Here is a 17,249-nt window from a genome sequence, read left to right on the forward strand (position 1 = left end):
CCCCGGCGCAGCAGGGGATGCTGTTCCACAGCCTGATGCGCCCGGGCGAGGGCGTCTATGTCAACCAGCTGCACCTGTCGCTGCCGCAGGTGCTGGACGTGACCGCACTGCGGGGGGCCTGGGATGCGGCGGTGGCCCGCCATGATATCCTGCGCACCGGGTTCGAATGGCGGCACGCCGGCGACGCGCTGCAGGTGGTGCGGCACTCGGCGTCCCGGCCGATCGAGCTGCAGGACTGGTCGGCCCATGACTCGTCAGACGAGGCCGGCTTCGAGGATCGGCTTTCGGCCTGGCGGGCACAGGATCTGGCACGCGGCTTCGACCTGTCCGCCGCGCCGCTGATGCGGGTGACGTTGTTTACCCGCCCGGATGGCGGATCGGACCTGGTCTGGACCCACCATCACGTGCTGATGGATGGCTGGAGCACGTCACAGCTGCTGGGCGAGGTCGGTGCCGCCTACGAGGCGCTGCGCCGGGGGGCGCCGATCGCGATGCCTGTCGTTCCCCGGTACCGGCGATACGTGTCCTGGCTCGCACGCCAGGGCAATGGAGAGGGCTGGTGGCGCGAGCGGCTGTCCGAGGTGGATGAGCCGGCGGGCCTGCTGGAAAGCCTGGAGCCGCGGGCGGCCGGCGAACCCGGGACGCACCGGCTGGATGAGCAACTGCCGCAGGATCTGAATGCGCGTCTGCGGTCTGTGGCGCAGCGTCATGCTGTGACGCTGAACACGCTGATGCAGGGCGCCTGGTCGGTGCTGCTGTCGCGCTACGGCAACCGGCGCCAGGTGGCGTTCGGCACGACGGTGTCGGGGCGCCCGCCGGAATTGGCAGGGTCCGACCGGATGCTGGGCCTGTTCATCAACAGCCTGCCGGTCTGGGTGCTCCTGGATCCCGGCGCACGCGTGTCGGACTGGCTGCGACAGCTGCAGGATCGGAACAGCGAGCTGCGCCAGTATGAGCACACGCCGCTGTCGGAGATTCAGCGCTGGGCAGGGCAGGCGGGTGAAAGCCTGTTCGACAGCCTGGTGGTGTTCGAGAACTACCCGATCGACGATGCGATGCGTGCGGCGGCGAGCGACCTCGCACCGCGCCACATGGCGACGTCGGGCTGGACCCACTACCCGCTGACACTGGCGATCGTGCCGGGCACGGAAACGACCGTGAGCTGGGGTTGGGACGGTGAGCGGGTGTCGTCGGCGAGCGTGGCGGCGCTGCGTCGCCATTACCTCGAGGTGTTGGAGCAACTGGCCTCCGAGGCCGATCTGCGCCTCGGCGATATCGTGCTGAGTGGGGCGGATATCACGCCGGTGCGGCAGGGCTATGCCTTCCGGCCGGTGACCGAACGGGTGCTGGAGCAGTGCGGGCTGAATCCGTCGGCGACGGCGGTGGTCTGTGACGAGCAGCGGCTGAGCTATGGCGGGCTGGCGGATCTGTCAGGCCGGGTGGCTTCGGCGCTGCAGCGGCTCTACGTGGCGGCGGATGTCCGCGTCGGCCTGTGCGTCGAGCGTTCGGTCGGCATGGTGGCGTCGCTGCTGGGCGTGCTGCGGTCGGGCGGTGCCTTCGTGCCGCTGGACCCGTCCTATCCCGAGGCCCGTCTGCGCGACATGATCGCGGATGCCGGGCTGCACTGCATCGTGGCGGACCGGGACAGCGCCGAAGCGCTGTCCGGCCTGCTGGCGGGGCAGCGGCTGGTGGTGTTGGAGGATCTGGCCGAGGCTGCGGAACCCTTCGTGGATGCGCCGCTGCATCCGCTGCAGCTGGCCTATGTGATCTACACGTCGGGCTCGACCGGCAAGCCGAAGGGCGTGGCAATCAGCCATGGCTCGCTCAGCCTGCATCTCGACGATTTCATCCCGGCCTTCGGCTATGTCGGCAGCGACGCGGCGCTGCAGTTCTCCACCATCAACTTCGATGCGGGGTCCGAGCAGATGCTGCCGGTCCTCGTCACCGGCGGCCGGGTCGTGCTGCGTGGCCGGACCATGTGGACGCCGGAGCAGCTGACCGCCTGGATGCTGGCGGAACAGCTAACCGTCGCCGACATCCCGACCTCGTTCTGGCAGGAATGGCTGCGCGTCATGCCGGCTGCGGCGCCGGCGCTGCGACGGGTGACGGTGGGTGGCGAATTCCTGCCCGGCGACAGCCTGCAGGCCTGGGCGGCCAGTCCGCTCGGCCATGTCCGGCTGGACAACCGGTATGGACCGACCGAGACGACGATGTCGTCGCTGTACCACCGGACGAGCCCATCGGATGCGTCGGAGACGATCGTGCCGATCGGCCGGCCGTATCCCGGCCGTAGCGCGATGGTGCTGGACGGTGACGGCGCGGTGGTGCCGGCGGGCGGCCTGGGCGAGCTGTGCGTCGGTGGCGACAGCGTGGCGCGGGGCTATCTGAACCGCCCCGGGCTGACGGCGGAACGCTTCGTGCCGGATCCGTATGGCGAACCGGGCAGCCGGCTGTACCGGACCGGCGATCTGTGCCGGATGCGGGCGGATGGCACGGTGTTGTTCCTCGGCCGCCTGGACCATCAGGTGAAGTTGCGCGGCTACCGGATCGAGCTGGGCGAGATCGAGGCGGGTCTGCGGGGCTGTGTCGGAGTGAAGGAAGCTGCGGTCGCGCTGAAGGGCGCAGGCGAGAGCAAGCGGCTGATCGGTTACGTCACCGGCGATGTGGACCCGGACGCCATCCGGACGGCCCTAGGCCGTGACCTGCCGGAGCACATGATCCCGTCGGCGATCGTGGTGCTGGAGCGTCTGCCGCTGACGCCGAACGGCAAGCTGGACCGCAACGCGCTGCCGGAGCCGGAGATCACGGCATCGGCGATGGAGGCGCCGCGGACGGAGACGGAGCGGATCCTGTGCGCGGTGTGGGCGGAGGTGTTGTCGCTCCCCGCCGTGGGCATCACCGACAACTTCTTCCGGATCGGCGGAGACTCGATCAAGGCGCTGAAGCTGGTCGCCGTCGCCAAGCGGGAAGGTCTGCCGCAGCTCACCCTCGCCCTGTTGTTCGCCAACCCGCTGCTGTCGTCCCTGGCGGCGGAGCTGGACGGGCGGAAGGATGCTGCCCCGCGCAGCGTCCAGCCGATGAATGCGGCAGGGGCCCCCGCCCTGTTCTGCATCCATCCCAGCTACGGCCTGGCGGTCGAATACGGCGAGCTGGCCGGCGACCTGGCGGGATCGGCCACGCTCTACGGCGTGCAATCCCCCGTCATCGGCGATATCGGCTGGCGCGCCGCCAGCTTCACCGCCCTGGCGGAGGAGTATGTGCGGTCGATCCGGGTGATCCAGCCTGAAGGACCCTACCGCCTGCTGGGGTGGTCCCTCGGCGGCTGGCTCGCGGTCGAGATGGCGGCGGTGTTCGAGCAGCAGGGGCAGGACGTCTCGTTCCTGGGCCTGGTGGACACCTTGGCCGTGGCCGCGCCGGACGCGCTGGACAGCGGGGACCAGGAGCCGACCCTGGCCGAAGCGCGGGCGCATTTCGCCCAGGTGCTCGATCCGGACTGGCTGTCGCGGGCGGGACAGGCCCTGGACGACCATTTCCTGCACGCGGTGATGACGGCGTACCGGCACCACAACTTCCTGCTGAAGGGCTACCGGCTGCCGGTGATCTCGGCGGATGTGACGACCTGGTGGGCGGAGGAGACCGCGGTGCACCAGCCGGAGCTGATGGACTGGCAGCCGCACACGCGGGGACGGGTGCATGGCAAGGGTGTCCTGTCTGCCGGGCATATGGACATCATCCGCGACCCGGCCCTGCTCCAGGCCGTCGGCGCGCTGCTGGCGGAGGAGGATGCCGACCAGGCCGGCGAGGCGGCCTAAGGGACGCGATTCGGGTGTCGCCGGTTGTCCCGACCGAGGGGCAGTCGGCGGCAGGCCGGCCGAAACGAATGGTCATACAGGCACTCTTGCAATTGAGAACAATTCGCATTATGAGTGGGCGCGCAAACCTCATTGGCGTCCGCCTGCGCTCCGCGCGGGAGGATCGGCCATTCGGGCGGCCGACAGCGCAGCGCGGCCTTCCTTTCGCCAAGGGAGAAGGCGCGTGAACTGGAGAAGGGACGAGAGACTCATGCCGCGTGACCCGAAGCGCCTCCAGGTGAGTCCGTCGGTGGTGCGAGGCATCCCGGCATGACGACGGTCAACCTGCTTCTTCTGCCCTATGCCGGGGGCGGCGCAGGGGCCTTTCACGATTGGAAGGCTCGGTTGCCGTCCTGGATCAACCCGGTCCCGCTCAACCTGCCGGGGCATGGCGCGCGGCATGGCGAACCGGTGCTGCGCGACTGGCCGTCGCTGGTCGACCGGCTGGCGGCGGAAATCCGCCCCTATCTGGCGCAGCCTTTCGCGATCTTCGGCCACAGCATGGGCGCCTTGGTCGGCCTCGAACTGTCCCATGCGATCCGCGAGCGCACCGGCCACACCCCGTTCTGGTTCGGCGCCTCCGGCTGCAAGGCCCCGGCGCGGCGGGACCGCGAGCCCGACTGGCTGACGTGCCCGGAAGACGACGTGCTGCGGGAACTGCACCGATTGGGCGGCACGCCGGCGGAAGTGTTCGCCAGCCGCGAATTGCTCGATCTCGTGCTGCCCACCCTGCGGGCCGATTTCCATCTGTGCGGGACCTACGAAAGACCGTCCCAGCGCCTGCCGCTGGCCTCGCCCCTCCTGGTTCTCAGCGGGACCGGGGACAAGATCTCCCAGATCCCGGAGAATCTGTCCGACTGGTCGCTCGAATTCTCCGGTGCCCACAGGATCGAGATGATCGAAGGGGGGCATTTCTTCATCGCCGACCAACGCGACCGGGTGGTGGCGCTGGTCGAAAGCGCCCTGACCGAGGCGGCCGGGCGATCGCGGTCCACGGGGGGCGACCCGGTCGTTCCGCACGCCGCAACGCGCTAGCCGGGCCGCCCCCACACTCCACCCACAGCCATCTGACGCGCATAGCCACCTGACGGTAGCCAAGGCGATCGACGGGGCCGGTGTCACCGGCCCGCACACACAAGGTCTGCCCTGCAGCGGGTTGGCGGCCGGCGATCGCGCCACCGCACCGCCGGGCCGGCCGGCAAGAGGACGTGACGCATCATGGCCACCCATCCCCAGCGGATCTTCGATTTCGCCCAGCACCTGCCCCAGCGCGACGAGATCGTCGAGCTGATCAAGCAGTTCGCCGGGCAGCATCCCTTCCGCAGCGCGGAGGTCGAGGAGCTCGAGCTCGACGAGGATTTCTACCGGCGCCCGGTACGGCCGGAAGACCTGGCCTTCATCGGATACCGCAAGGCGGTCAGCGCCAAGACGGTGACCCGGCTGCCCTTCCTCGCCGCCAACCGGCTGCTGCTGTCGATCAACGAGCTGAAGGTCGCGCGGCTGCCGCGCGACAACGAGCCCGAGACGATCGACAGCTATCGCCAGTTCTATGGCGAACAGAACCAGATGCTGGGCAGCCGCATCCGGCCGTATCTCGAGAATTTCGCATTCAACTTCCTCTGCGACGTGCCGGTGGAGGCCACGGGTGCGGCCGACATCGCGGCCCAGCTGCAGGACCTGCTGCAGACCGAAGCCGGCTTCTGGGGCGGCATGCTCGAACTCCTCGTGAAGGCTGACTATCTCGAGGAAGGCCTGCGGTTCGCGCTGATCCAGAACTGGTCGCTCGCCCCGTCCAAGCGCTACGCCCTGGGCGGTGCGGCCGCGACCGGCTATTTCGACCTGCTGCCCGCGGCGGCTCGGCCGCAGCTCAGCCCCGAGGCTCCCGGCGACCGCACCCTGCATCGCCTGGCGATGCGCTGCGGCGTGACCAAGCGCGAGCATTCCTACTGGCAGTTCTACCTGTCCAGCAGCCTCGCCTCCTGTAACTTCCTGCACGCCCTGGCCAGCCGGCCGGACAAGGCGCTGGCCCTGTACGGCGCCGCCTTCGCCGCGGAGGCGCAGTGGCTTGGCTTCGGCTGCCTGGTCGGGCAGGCGGCGGCGCGGCTCAACGTCGAAAGCGATGCCGGCCTGAACCAGGCCACCGGCGCGGCGCTCGAGAATCTCGGCATCCGCTTCGCCCGGCTGCTGGAATCCGTGGCCGAGCGCTACGGCGATGACGGATTGCAGCAGGTCGCGGCAGGGCTGAGCGCCGCCCGGGTGCTGGCCGCCTGCGCCCGGACCGATATCGGCGACCAGCTGCGCTGGCTGTCCGCGGTCGAGACCTATCGCGGCTACGCTCACGCCATCGACCGGCGGATCCAGGCGGAGCGCCCGGACATCGACCGCGAGACCTTCGTCGAGCCGCGCGAGATGTGCTCGACCACCCATGTCCACAACGACCACCGGCTGGTGGTGATCGAGTCGGGCAAGATGGTGTTCTGGGGCAATCTCGGCATGGCGCTGCACCTGGAGCCCGGCGAGATGGTGCTGGTGCCGGAGGGGCGCCTGCACGGCTCCACGATCGAATCCGAGGAGTGCACCTACCACCAGCCGATCATCCCGGATGACTGGATCCAGTCCCTGCTGGACGGGACCGCGCCGGACGAGGCCGTCCCGGCCGCCGCGGCACGCTGACGTCAGTCGAAACCGGAGGACAGCCGCCTGGCCCGACCAGGACGGCGTGCAGAGGGATGTGACCGCCATGACGGCTGAAAACGACACTGACGCCGAGATGACCAACGGCGTCTGGACCGAGCGGGTGCTGGTCGGCCAGCAGGTCGGCATCACCGAGCCGCCGCCCTGGCTGGTCGCCGCCTATGAGGAGTTCCGCGAGAACGTCATCCACCCGGCCTTCCCCTGCTTCTTCGGAACGCAGGCGGAGCGCCGGGGCGAGATGTTCTACACCTACGCCTCCGGCACGGATTTCAGCCATCTGCCGGCCACCATGGCCCGCTTCGCCGAGCTGTCCGCCAGCCTCGAAAACCAGAAGAACAACTTCGCCGTCTTCTTCGAGCCGAAGGACGAGGCCTTCACCCATGACGAGTTCCGCTACTTCTGCTGGGACGTGCTGCAGTACCTGCACGACCATGATCCGGAGCTGACGAAATACGAGCAGATGCTGGACCCGTCCGACGCGGAATGGGAATTCACCTTCAGCAACCTGCAGATGTTCGTGGTCGGCTGCAGCCCGACCTATGAACGGCGCCGCAGCCGCAACCTCGGCCCCGGGGTCATCCTGCTGTTCCAGCCGAGAAGCGTGTTCATCGACGCGATCACGAAGAAGGAAATCGGCGCCCAGGCCCGGTCCTCGGTCCGGCACCGGCTGCTGAAATGGGACGGGGTGTCGGCGCATTCCGACCTCGGCGTCTATGGCGACCCGACCAATCGCGAATGGAAGCAGTATTTCCTGCCCGACGGCGATGCGCCCGAGGTCGGGAAGTGCCCGTTCCTGACGCGCCATGCACGCGCCCTGAAGGCGTCCGTCCAGACCTCCCTGGCCCAGACCTCCCTGGCCCGACCCGTCGTCGCCGTGCCCGAACAGGATGACGACTGGGCGACGGCGGATGTGACGACGAAACGATCGAAGATCTGAGCGACCCGCTTTGTCGGGCTGGGCGTCCGCCGGGGAGGGTGGGCGATGAGTGCCGCTGTCCCGGATTTCCAGTGAAAGACGGCCCGGCAACACACGTCTGACGAATACGTTCCATGCAATTGAGAATGGATTGCATGTACTTAAAGTTCTTGATACTCATTCGCAGCATTTTGCGGAAAGACGGGGGCGGGGGATGGTGTTCCAGCGTTTTGATCGGGCTTGCGTCAGCGTCATCGCGCTGACCCTGCTCTTGCAGCCGGCCTGGACGGCTGCCGCCCGGGCCCAGGTGCCACCGGCCCAGGCCAACCGCACCGCCGTTTCCTATGATATTCCGGCCCAACCGCTGGCGTCCGCCCTCGCGGCCTATGCAAGGGCGTCCGGCCTGCGCCTGGACTATGACGCCGCGGTGGTGCGCCAGTCCGCCGGCCTGAAAGGCACCTATTCCAGGGCGGACGCCCTGACCCAACTGCTGGCGGGCAGCGGCCTGGGCTATCGCTTCTCCGCCCCCGGCGCGGTGACGGTGTACCAGCCGGAAGCGGCCGAGGCGGGGACGGCACCGGCGGCGGGTGCCAGCGCATCCGGCGATCTGGCCCCGATCGTGGTGCAGGGCGGCCAGCAGACGGCCTGGGGCCCGCTCAACGGCTATGTCGCGACACAGAGTGCCGTCGGCACCAAGACCGATACACCGCTGATCGAGACGCCGCAGTCGATCTCAGTCGTCGGTCAGGAGGAAATCCGGGCCCGGGGTGCGCAGAGCGTGGCCCAGGCCGTCGGCTATGTGCCCGGTGTCACGGGCGGCAACGACAGCCAGAGCAGGGCGGACTATCTCTACCTGCGCGGCTTCAAGGTCGATCAGTACCTCAACGGGCTGCGGCTGTCCGACGGCTCGTACGGCGTCAACCAGTTCGACCCGTATTTCCTGGAGCGGATCGACGTCATCCGCGGGCCGGCCTCGGTCCTGTATGGCCAGGCGGCGCCCGGCGGCATCATCGATCTCGTCAGCAAGCGTCCGCCATCGGAACCGCTGCATGAGGTGCAACTGCAGGTCGGCAATTTCGGCCACCTCCAGGGTGCGTTCGACGTCGGCGGCCCGATCGATCCGGACGGGAAGTTCCTGTACCGGGTCACCGGGCTGGGGCGGCTCGCCGACACCCAGGTCGACCATACCCAGGACCGGCGCGTCGCCATCGCCCCGACCTTCACCTGGAAGCCGAACGACGATACCACCTTCACGATTCTCGGCAGCTATCAGTACGAACCCGATCTGGGGCTGTACTATCAGCTGCCATCGCGGGGCACCGTGCTGCCGAATCCGAATGGGCACATCTCGTCGAGCACTTTCACCGGCGACCCGCGCTACAACACGTATGCGCGCGAACAGTACAACCTCGGCTACGCGCTGGAGCACCGGGTCAATGATGCCTGGACGGTGCGCCAGAACATGCGCTTCGGCTATCTGGATGCCCATGTCGGGTCGCTGTTCACCAGCTTCGCCGGGCTGGATCCTGACGAAAGGACCCTGAACCGCTACCGCTGGTACGACCATGACCAGATGTGGCAGGTCGACATCGATACGCAGTCCCAGGTGAAGTTCTCGACCGGCCCGGTCGATCACACGCTCCTGTTCGGGCTGGATTACCAGCGGTCCTGGTTGACCCAGTCCACGGGTATCGATTTCTCCGATGTTCCCAGTTTCGACGTCTTCGATCCGAAATACTGGCAATCGGTGAAAGCGCCCGCGGTCACGATGAAGACTGGCCAGAACAACATCCAGACCGGCCTCTATGTCCAGGACCAGCTCAAGATCGGCAACCTCACCCTGGTCGGCAGCCTGCGCAACGACTGGGTGGATGCGTTGACGCGCGACATTGTCGCCGGCACGAACGGGAAGAATTACGACAGCGCCCTGACCGGACGCGGCGGCATCGTCTATGAATTCGACAATGGCCTCGCACCCTATTTCAGCTATTCGACTTCGTTCCAGCCGACACCCGGGGTGGATGCACAGGGCAATGCCTTCCTGCCGACGAAGGGCACCCAGTACGAAGGTGGCGTGAAGTACCAGCCCGGCGGCTTCAATGGCTTCCTGACGGCGGCGGTCTTCGACATCCGGCAGAGCAATGTCCTGACCACCGACCGCCAGAATCCGGGCTTCAGCATCCAGACCGGCGAGGTCCATTCCCGCGGCTTCGAGCTAGGCGCCGTGGTCAGCCCGATCGACGGACTCAACCTGCGCTTCAGCTACACCTATCAGGACGTCATAAACTCCGAAACCAACGACCCGACCATGCTTGGCAAGGCGCCCCTCGCCATTCCGAAGAACCTGTTCTCGGCGTGGGGCGACTACACCTTCGCGTCGGGCGATCTGGCCGGCCTCGGGTTGGGGCTGGGCGTTCGGTACCAGAGCAGCACGCGCGGCGACTATGTCGGTGATGCGATCAGCGCCATCGACGGCAAGTACACGGACGGTTTCAAGGTGCCCGACTTCGCCGTGGTCGACGCCATGATCAGCTACGACCTCGGGGCCTACCGGCCCGACCTGGAGGGGCTGAAGGTGGCGATCAACGCCTCGAACCTGTTCGACAAGGAATACGTCTCCTATTGCAACGCGACGTTCCTCTGCAACTACGGCCTGCGCCGCACGGTGATCGGGACGCTGAGCTACAAATGGTAATCGGATGATGGCCTGAGATGCGGCGGCGCGTGCTGTCGTCCCCCTCTTCGGATGGTGTGATTGTCCGGCCCCCTCACGGGGGCCGGACGACTGCTTTTGGCCGTCGTGACTGTCTCGCCCTGCTTGCTGCCCTGCTGGCGGCGCCGATCGATGGCGCCAGAGCCGGGCCGGCCGGTCCGCGGATTGCCGCGCTCGACTGGACCCTGGCCGAGATGGTGCTGTCGCTCGGGGCCGACCTCGTCGCCGTGACCGAGGTCGACGGCTACCGCCGTTGGGTGGGCCAGCCGGCGCTGCCGGACGGGGCGGTCGAACTCGGGTTGCGGACGACGCCGAACCTGGAACTGCTGCAGCAGCTCGCTCCCGACCTGATCGTCGCCAACCCGGCCCAGGCCGAGACGATCCCGGAGCTGGATTCGATCGCGCCCTGCGTGACGGCCACCATCTATTTCCCGGAAGGCCAGCCCCTTCAGCACGCCCAGCAGGAATTGCTGCGCCTCGGCGAAGCCCTGGGCCGTGCCGACGCCGCATCCCGGGTGATTGCGAATGCGGATGCGGCGATCGCCGCGGCCCGGGCGCGGATCGGCGGCTTCGGCCGTCCGCTCTACATGGCCCGCTTCGTCGACCCGAACCATCTGATGATCTTCGGCCAGAACAACATCCTGCAGGACGTGCTGGACCGGACCGGCCTGCGCAATGCCTGGGATGGGCCGGAGACCACCTGGGGATTCTCGATCGTCGGGCCAGACCAGCTGGATGCGGCCGATGCCCATCTGCTCTATCTCGGCATCGACCAGGCGGATCTCGACCAGGCGGCCCGCGACAGCGCGATCTGGCGCAGCCTGCCGTTCTTCCGCAACGGGCGGATCAGCGTGCTGCCGCCGGTCTGGTTCTTCGGCGGGGTGTGGAGCGCGATGCGCTTCGCCCAGGGCCTCGAGACCTCGCTGGATCAGGTGAAGGGATGATGGCCGATTCCAGCCTGTCGCTGCCGCGGCGCCATCCGTTCGCCCGGGTCGCGGTCCTGGCCTCGGCGATCCTGGCCGTGGCCCTGGTGCTGACCATCCGGACCATGCAGCTGCGGATGCCGGGCTGGGGCTGGCTCGGGGCGGTCCTGTCGGCCGACCCGTCCGACATCCGGCAGGTCATCGTCCATGACAGCCTGCTGCCGCGGGCGGCCATCGCCCTCTTGTGCGGTGCCGCGCTGGCGCTGGCGGGCACGGTGTTCCAGCATGTCCTGCGCAACAGGCTGGCCGAACCGACGACGCTCGGCGTGTCGACCGGCGCCTATCTCGCCCTGATGGTCGCAACCCTCACCCTGCCGGCCTCCTGGACGCTCGGGCGGGAGGCGGCCGCCTTCGGCGGTGCCGCCGCCGCCCTGGCCGGGGCGTTCTTCCTGGCTGGGCGGCGCGGCTTCCTGCCGCTGTCGCTGGTGCTGGCGGGCATGATCGTCGGCCTGCTCTGCAACGGCCTCGCCACCGGCCTCAGCCTGCTCTACCCCGAACGGCTGCAAAGCGTGTTCATCTGGGGCAGCGGGTCGCTGGTCCAGAATGACTGGTCGCCCGCCTTGCGGGTGCTGCCGGTCATCGTCATCGCCTTCGGGCTGGTCGCCATCCTGGTCCGGCCGCTCGCCGCCCTGCATCTGGAAGACGGCGTCGCCGGCGGCCTCGGCATCTCGGTTCGGACCACGCGGATCGCCGCCCTGGTCATCGCCGTGCTGCTCAGCTCATCGGTGGCCAGCGCCATCGGCGTGATCGGCTTCGTCGGGCTGGTGGCGCCGACCCTGGCCCGCCTCACCGGGGTTCGCCGCTTCCATGAGCAGTTGATCTGGTCGCCGCTGCTGGGGGCCGGCCTGCTCTGGCTGACCGACCAGCTGGTGCAAAGCCTGGGGCCCGAGGTCGCCAGCGGCCTGCCCACCGGCATCGTGGCGGCACTGCTGGGCGCCCCGATCATGCTGTGGCAGCTGGCGCATATCCGCAGCCGGGCCCTGGTGCCGGCAGAGACGGGCGGCAGCGTGCCCCCGTCCGCCCATGGCTGGGCACTGGCCGGGCTGATGCTGGTCCTGCTGCTCGCCGCGGCCTGGGTGGCGCTGTATTTCGGCCGGGGCGCACAGGGCTGGCATCTCAGCAGCCAGCAGGAGTTCGAGCAGATCCTGCGGTTCCGCTGGCCGCGGGTGCTGGCCGCCTTCGCCGCGGGGGCAATGCTCGGCGGGGCGGGCACCATGGTCCAGCGACTGACCGGCAACCCGATGGCGTCGCCGGAGGTGCTCGGCATCTCCTCGGGCGCCGGCCTCGGCGTGATCCTGGCCATCCTGATGCTGCCCGCCGCCGGCCCGTTCGAGCAGGCTGCGGCTGGCGTCCTGGGGGCCTTCCTGGCCTTCGCGGGGATGCTGGCCCTCGCCCGCCGGTCGCATTTCTCGCCCGAACACCTGCTGCTGATCGGCGTCGCCGTCAGCATGGCGCTCAGCGCCGTCGGGGCCCTGCTGACCATCAGCGGCGATCCCCGCCTGCAATCGGTCCTGGTCTGGATGAGCGGGTCGACCTACCTGGTCTCGGCCGACAGCGCGGTCATCGCGACGGTCATGGCCGTGGTGGCGCTGCCGGCGACCCTGCTGGCGGCCCGCTGGCTGGACATCCTGCCGCTGGGCGAACCGGCCGCCCGCGCGCTCGGCCTGTCGCTGGGCTGGGTCCGATTCGCCCTGCTGTCGCTGATCGCGGTGCTGACCGCCGCCGGCACCCTGGTGGTCGGCCCGTTGAGCTTCGTCGGGCTGATGGCGCCACAGATCGCCCGGCTGCTCGGCGTCACCCGCGCGACCCAGCAGATGGTCTGCGCCGCGCTGGCCGGCGGCCTGCTGATGATCATCGCCGACTGGCTGGGCCGGACCGTGATGTTCCCGTTCCAGATCCCGGCAGGGCTGCTGGCGACGCTGATCGGTGCGCCCTACTTCATGATCCTGATGCGGCGGGAGCGGTCATGACCATGCTCCGCGACGATCGAATCTGTGCTGTTGCGAGTCATTCGCATATCTGCTACCCATGCGTCCGAAATATGCGGGCCGGTCGATGACAGGGCTGACCGGGCTAGGCTGCGCACGCGGCCGGATGTCGTCACGGCCTGCCGGGTCCTTCCCGGGGCCAATCCTGCGGCCGCCGAGGCGGCCATGATCCATTTCCTGGGGTTACGGAGAGCGCGATGAGCTGGGGTGACGAGAACACGATCTTCGACGTCGTGATCAACGACGAGGAGCAGTATTCGATCTGGCCGACCTATCGTGAGATCCCGGCGGGCTGGCGCGCGGTCGGCAAGCAGGGCCGCAAGGACGAATGCCTGGCCTATGTCGACGAGGTCTGGACCGACATGCGGCCCCTGAGCCTGCGTCGCGCCCTGGAAGCCCAGAGCGGCGGCCAGCCCTGAGGGCGAGGCGCCGGCCGGTCCGGCGCTGCCACATGCGGCGACAGTCCCTTCGGATTGCCGCCCCGATCATGCCGGCGAGCACAAGGCAAGCAGGACAGAATGGCAGATTATGACCTGGACCCGCGGCCGGGGACGATGCGCGGCGAAGTCGCCCGCCTGCTGAAGCCATTCTGGCCGGCGGTGATCGTCGCGTCGATCCTCGGCGCGGCCAGCGGCCTCAGCACCGCGTGGCTGCTGTCGACGATCAACAAGGCGCTGCACAGTCCTGGCGACTTCACCCTGGCCTTCGGCCTCGGCTTCGTCGGCCTCTGCGTCCTGACGCTGGGCGGCCGGGCGATCGCCGGCGTCGGCAACAGCATCATCGGCCAGAAGCTGATCGCCGCCCTGCGCAAAGACATCTCGGCCCGCATCCTGCAGGTCCCCGTGGCGACGATCGAGCGTTACCGGGCCCATCGCCTGCTGGCGATCCTGAACGGCGACATCGACACGGTCAGCGCGCTGACCTTCAACATCTCCAACTACGCCATCTCCTTCGCCATCATCCTGGGCTGCCTGGGCTATCTGCTGATCCTGTCGCCGCTGCTGTTCCCGATCGCGATCCTGGCGATCGGCATCAATGTCTGGCTGCACTACGCCACCAGCACGCGGTGGAACGCCTATTACGGCCAGGTCCGGGTGGCGCAGGACGAACTGCAGAAGCAGTACCGGGCCATCACCGAAGGCGCCAAGGAGCTGCGCCTCAGCCGCAGCCGGCGCGAGCGCGTCCATGGCGTGCAGTTGTCCGGCGCCGCGGACCAGATCAGCAACCTGAAGATCCGGGCGATGAAGCTGTACTGGTCGGCCGAGGCGCTGGGGTCGACCCTGTTCTTCATCTTCATCGGCGTGATGCTGGCGCTGCGCGGCCCGCTCGACCTCGACGCGGCGACGCTCAGCGGTTTCGTCATCGTGCTGCTGTTCATGCGCGGGCCGATCGACCTGGTGCTGGGCGCGATCCCGGATGTGGCGCAGGCCAGCGTCGCCTTCGGCCGCATCGCCGCGCTGTCCAACGGCATCTCGGCACATGCCAAGGTTGATCCGGCGGTGACGGGCGAGGCCGGCCTCGCGGAGTCGATCGAGCTGCGCGACGTCCGCTACAGCTTCGGCGGCCCGGACGGGGCTGGTGGCGGCTTCGAGCTCGGGCCGCTCAGCGTGACCCTGGCCAAGGGCGAGACCCTGTTCATCGTCGGCGAGAACGGCTCGGGCAAGACGACGCTGATCAAGCTGCTGCTCGGGCTGTACACGCCGACCTCCGGCCAGCTGCTGCTCGATGGCGAACCGATCGGCCCGGCGCAGGCCGGCGCCTATGGCGAACTGTTCTCGGCCGTGTTCTCCGACTACTTTCTGTTCGAGGAGCTGCCGCGCAGCGACCCCGAATCGCTCGACCGGGCGCGGTCCTACCTCAAGCGGCTGGAGATCGACCACAAGGTCGATGTCACCGAGACGGCGTTCTCGACCACCGATCTGTCGACCGGGCAGCGCAAGCGCCTGGCCCTGGTGCACGCCTATCTCGAGCAGCGCCCGATCATGATGTTCGACGAATGGGCCGCGGACCAGGACCCGACCTTCCGCCGCGTGTTCTACACCGAGCTGCTGCCGGACCTGAAACGCCAGGGCAAGACGGTGATCGTCGTGTCGCATGACGACCGTTACTTCGGCGTCGCGGACCGGATCGTCCGGCTGCGCGAAGGCCAGCTGGTGCAGGACGAAAGCGTCGCGCCGCCGGCGATGCAGACCGCGGTCTGATTGGATCAAGGCACCTGCCCTTCGGGGCGGGTGCGGGCGGCCGGCGGCGGATTCATGCGTTGAGACGCCGGTGGCCGTCTGATAGTTTGACATTGATACTTATTCTCATCCGCAGGCGCGGATGGGCCGCCCGTGATCCGACCGGATCCGGCCTGGGGCCTGACGAGGAGAGCACGATGGACGCTGCACCGATCCCTTCGGCCGGCCCGGCATTCCAGTCCTTCGTGGCGGAGGGCGGGGCGGCGATCGAGACCGTACGTGATGCCGACGCGATTGTGGTGCGGCAGGCCGGCCGACCGTCCTTGACCCTGTCGCTGGCCGGAGGCCGGCTGGTCCTGGCCGGGACCGCGGCTGACGATGTGGCGTTGCTGTACCCCTTGTCGGCGGCGATCGAGGCCGTCTTCGGCTGGCATCCGGAGCTGGAGCGGCTGGTGCTGGACCTCGGTGGCCGCGCCACCCTGGCCGATGCGCTGCAGCGGCGCGGCATTGCCATCGGGTCCGACCTTGTGGTGTTGCCGGCGCTGTTCATGCAGCAGACCGAATTCTGGCTCGGCCGGCCGGACCTGCCGGCCTTCCCGCAGCGCCTGGTCATGACCGACGGCAAGCGCCACCCGCAGCGCGCGCCGAAGCCGCAAGGGACGGTCTATGCCCGCCACATCCCGTGGCTGGGGCAGACCATCGCCTTCCATGCCGCGACGGTCGAGGCCGACCTGCCTTATGTGCACAAATGGATGAACGATCCGCGGGTCGCCGCGTTCTGGAACGAGGATGGCGATTTGGAGAAGCATCGCCGCTACCTCTCGGGGCTGATCGCCGACCCGCACATGGTGCCGCTGATCGGCAGCTTCGACGGCGTTCCCTTCGGCTATTTCGAGATCTACTGGGCCCGTGAGAACCGCCTGGCGCCGTTCTACGACGTCCAGGACTACGACCGTGGCTGGCATGTGGTGGTGGGCGAGGATGCCTATCGCGGGCGGCGCTTCATCAGCGCCTGGCTGCCGTCGCTGATGCACTACCTGCTGCTCAACGACTGCCGCACCCAGCGCATCGTCGGCGAACCGGCGATGGCGCATGTGCAGCAGATCCGCAACCTGGAGACCTCGGGCTTCGCCAAGATCAAGAACTTCGACTTCCCGCACAAGCGGGCGACGCTGGTGATGCTGCTGCGCGAGCGCTTCTTCGGCGACCGGCTGTGGCTGCCCGCCGCCGGTGCCGCATCGGCCCAGCCGGCCGCGCGGACCGCCGATCTTGTCTCCGCCTGATCCGGCCGTGACGCAGCCGGGGCTGGCATGATGATCCAGGATGCTCTCTACGACGTCGTCGGCGTCGGCTTCGGCCCGTCCAACCTGGCCTTGGCCATCGCGCTCGACGACGCGGTCCGCCAGCGCGGCACCAGCTGCGCCTATCAGTTCATCGAACGGCAGGACCGCTTCACCTGGCATGGCGGCATGCTGCTGCCAGGCAGCGACATGCAGATCTCCTTCGTCAAGGACCTGGTCTCGCTGCGCGACCCGACCAGCCCGTTCACCTTCATCAACTACCTGCACGAGAAGGGGCGGCTGGAGGCGTTCATCAACCTGAAGTCCTTCTTCCCCAGCCGGATCGAATTCAACGACTACCTCGGCTGGGTCGCGGCGCGGTTCGAAACCTGCTGCGCCTATGGCGAGGATGTGGTGGCGATCGAGCCGGAAACGGCGCAGGGCGCGGTGACCTGCCTGCGCATCCGGTCCCGCACGCCATCGGGCGGTGAGGTGGTGCGGCGCGCGCTCAACCTCGTCGTCGCCGCCGGGGGCACGCCGCATGTGCCGGCCGCCTTCGTCCGCGCATCGAGCGACACCAGGCTGTTCCACTCCGCCCGCTACCTCGACCGCATCGGCGGGCTCGGGCTGGACGGGGCGGGCCG

General features: G+C 68.4%; 11 protein-coding genes. All 11 read left to right on the forward strand.

The features are described 5' to 3' along the window. Window positions 1-3,812: non-ribosomal peptide synthetase (locus AC3XYG_RS25125; protein WP_489142602.1), on the forward strand; the 3,812-nt coding region annotated here is incomplete at its 5' end. A 309-nt stretch (window positions 3,813-4,121) separates the two neighbouring features. Then, on the forward strand, window positions 4,122-4,886 hold the full coding sequence (locus tag AC3XYG_RS25130) for a thioesterase II family protein (RefSeq protein ID WP_489142603.1): 765 nt from the start codon (window positions 4,122-4,124) through the stop codon (window positions 4,884-4,886). A 183-nt stretch (window positions 4,887-5,069) separates the two neighbouring features. Further along, the gene (locus AC3XYG_RS25135) at window positions 5,070-6,524 is read left to right on the forward strand and encodes a cupin domain-containing protein (RefSeq protein WP_489142604.1); all 1,455 of its coding nucleotides are present in this window, start codon (window positions 5,070-5,072) and stop codon (window positions 6,522-6,524) included. A gap of 67 nt (window positions 6,525-6,591) precedes the next feature. After that, window positions 6,592-7,482 (forward strand): YqcI/YcgG family protein, encoded by an 891-nt coding sequence (locus tag AC3XYG_RS25140; protein ID WP_489142605.1) that lies wholly within the window; start codon window positions 6,592-6,594, stop codon window positions 7,480-7,482. 193 nt (window positions 7,483-7,675) lie between these two features. Next, window positions 7,676-10,156 carry a TonB-dependent siderophore receptor gene (locus AC3XYG_RS25145; protein WP_489142606.1) on the forward strand — a complete coding sequence of 827 codons (2,481 nt, stop codon included), beginning with the start codon at window positions 7,676-7,678 and terminating at the stop codon, window positions 10,154-10,156. 17 nt (window positions 10,157-10,173) lie between these two features. Further along, window positions 10,174-11,118, forward strand: coding sequence for an ABC transporter substrate-binding protein (locus AC3XYG_RS25150; protein WP_489142607.1), 945 nt, complete (start codon window positions 10,174-10,176; stop codon window positions 11,116-11,118). Then, window positions 11,115-13,127 (forward strand): Fe(3+)-hydroxamate ABC transporter permease FhuB, encoded by a 2,013-nt coding sequence (fhuB, locus tag AC3XYG_RS25155; RefSeq protein ID WP_489142608.1) that lies wholly within the window; start codon window positions 11,115-11,117, stop codon window positions 13,125-13,127. The genes AC3XYG_RS25150 and fhuB overlap by 4 nt, the downstream gene beginning before the upstream one ends. A gap of 215 nt (window positions 13,128-13,342) precedes the next feature. After that, window positions 13,343-13,564, forward strand: coding sequence for an MbtH family protein (locus tag AC3XYG_RS25160; RefSeq protein ID WP_489142609.1), 222 nt, complete (start codon window positions 13,343-13,345; stop codon window positions 13,562-13,564). A 99-nt stretch (window positions 13,565-13,663) separates the two neighbouring features. After that, entirely contained in the window at window positions 13,664-15,346 is a 1,683-nt protein-coding gene (locus AC3XYG_RS25165) for a cyclic peptide export ABC transporter (RefSeq protein ID WP_489142610.1), read from the forward strand. 176 nt (window positions 15,347-15,522) lie between these two features. Then, entirely contained in the window at window positions 15,523-16,608 is a 1,086-nt protein-coding gene (locus AC3XYG_RS25170) for a GNAT family N-acetyltransferase (protein WP_489142611.1), read from the forward strand. A gap of 27 nt (window positions 16,609-16,635) precedes the next feature. Next, the coding region (locus tag AC3XYG_RS25175) for a SidA/IucD/PvdA family monooxygenase (RefSeq protein ID WP_489142612.1) at window positions 16,636-17,249 on the forward strand (614 nt) is incomplete at its 3' end.

It is taken from the genome of Inquilinus sp., assembly GCF_057815775.1.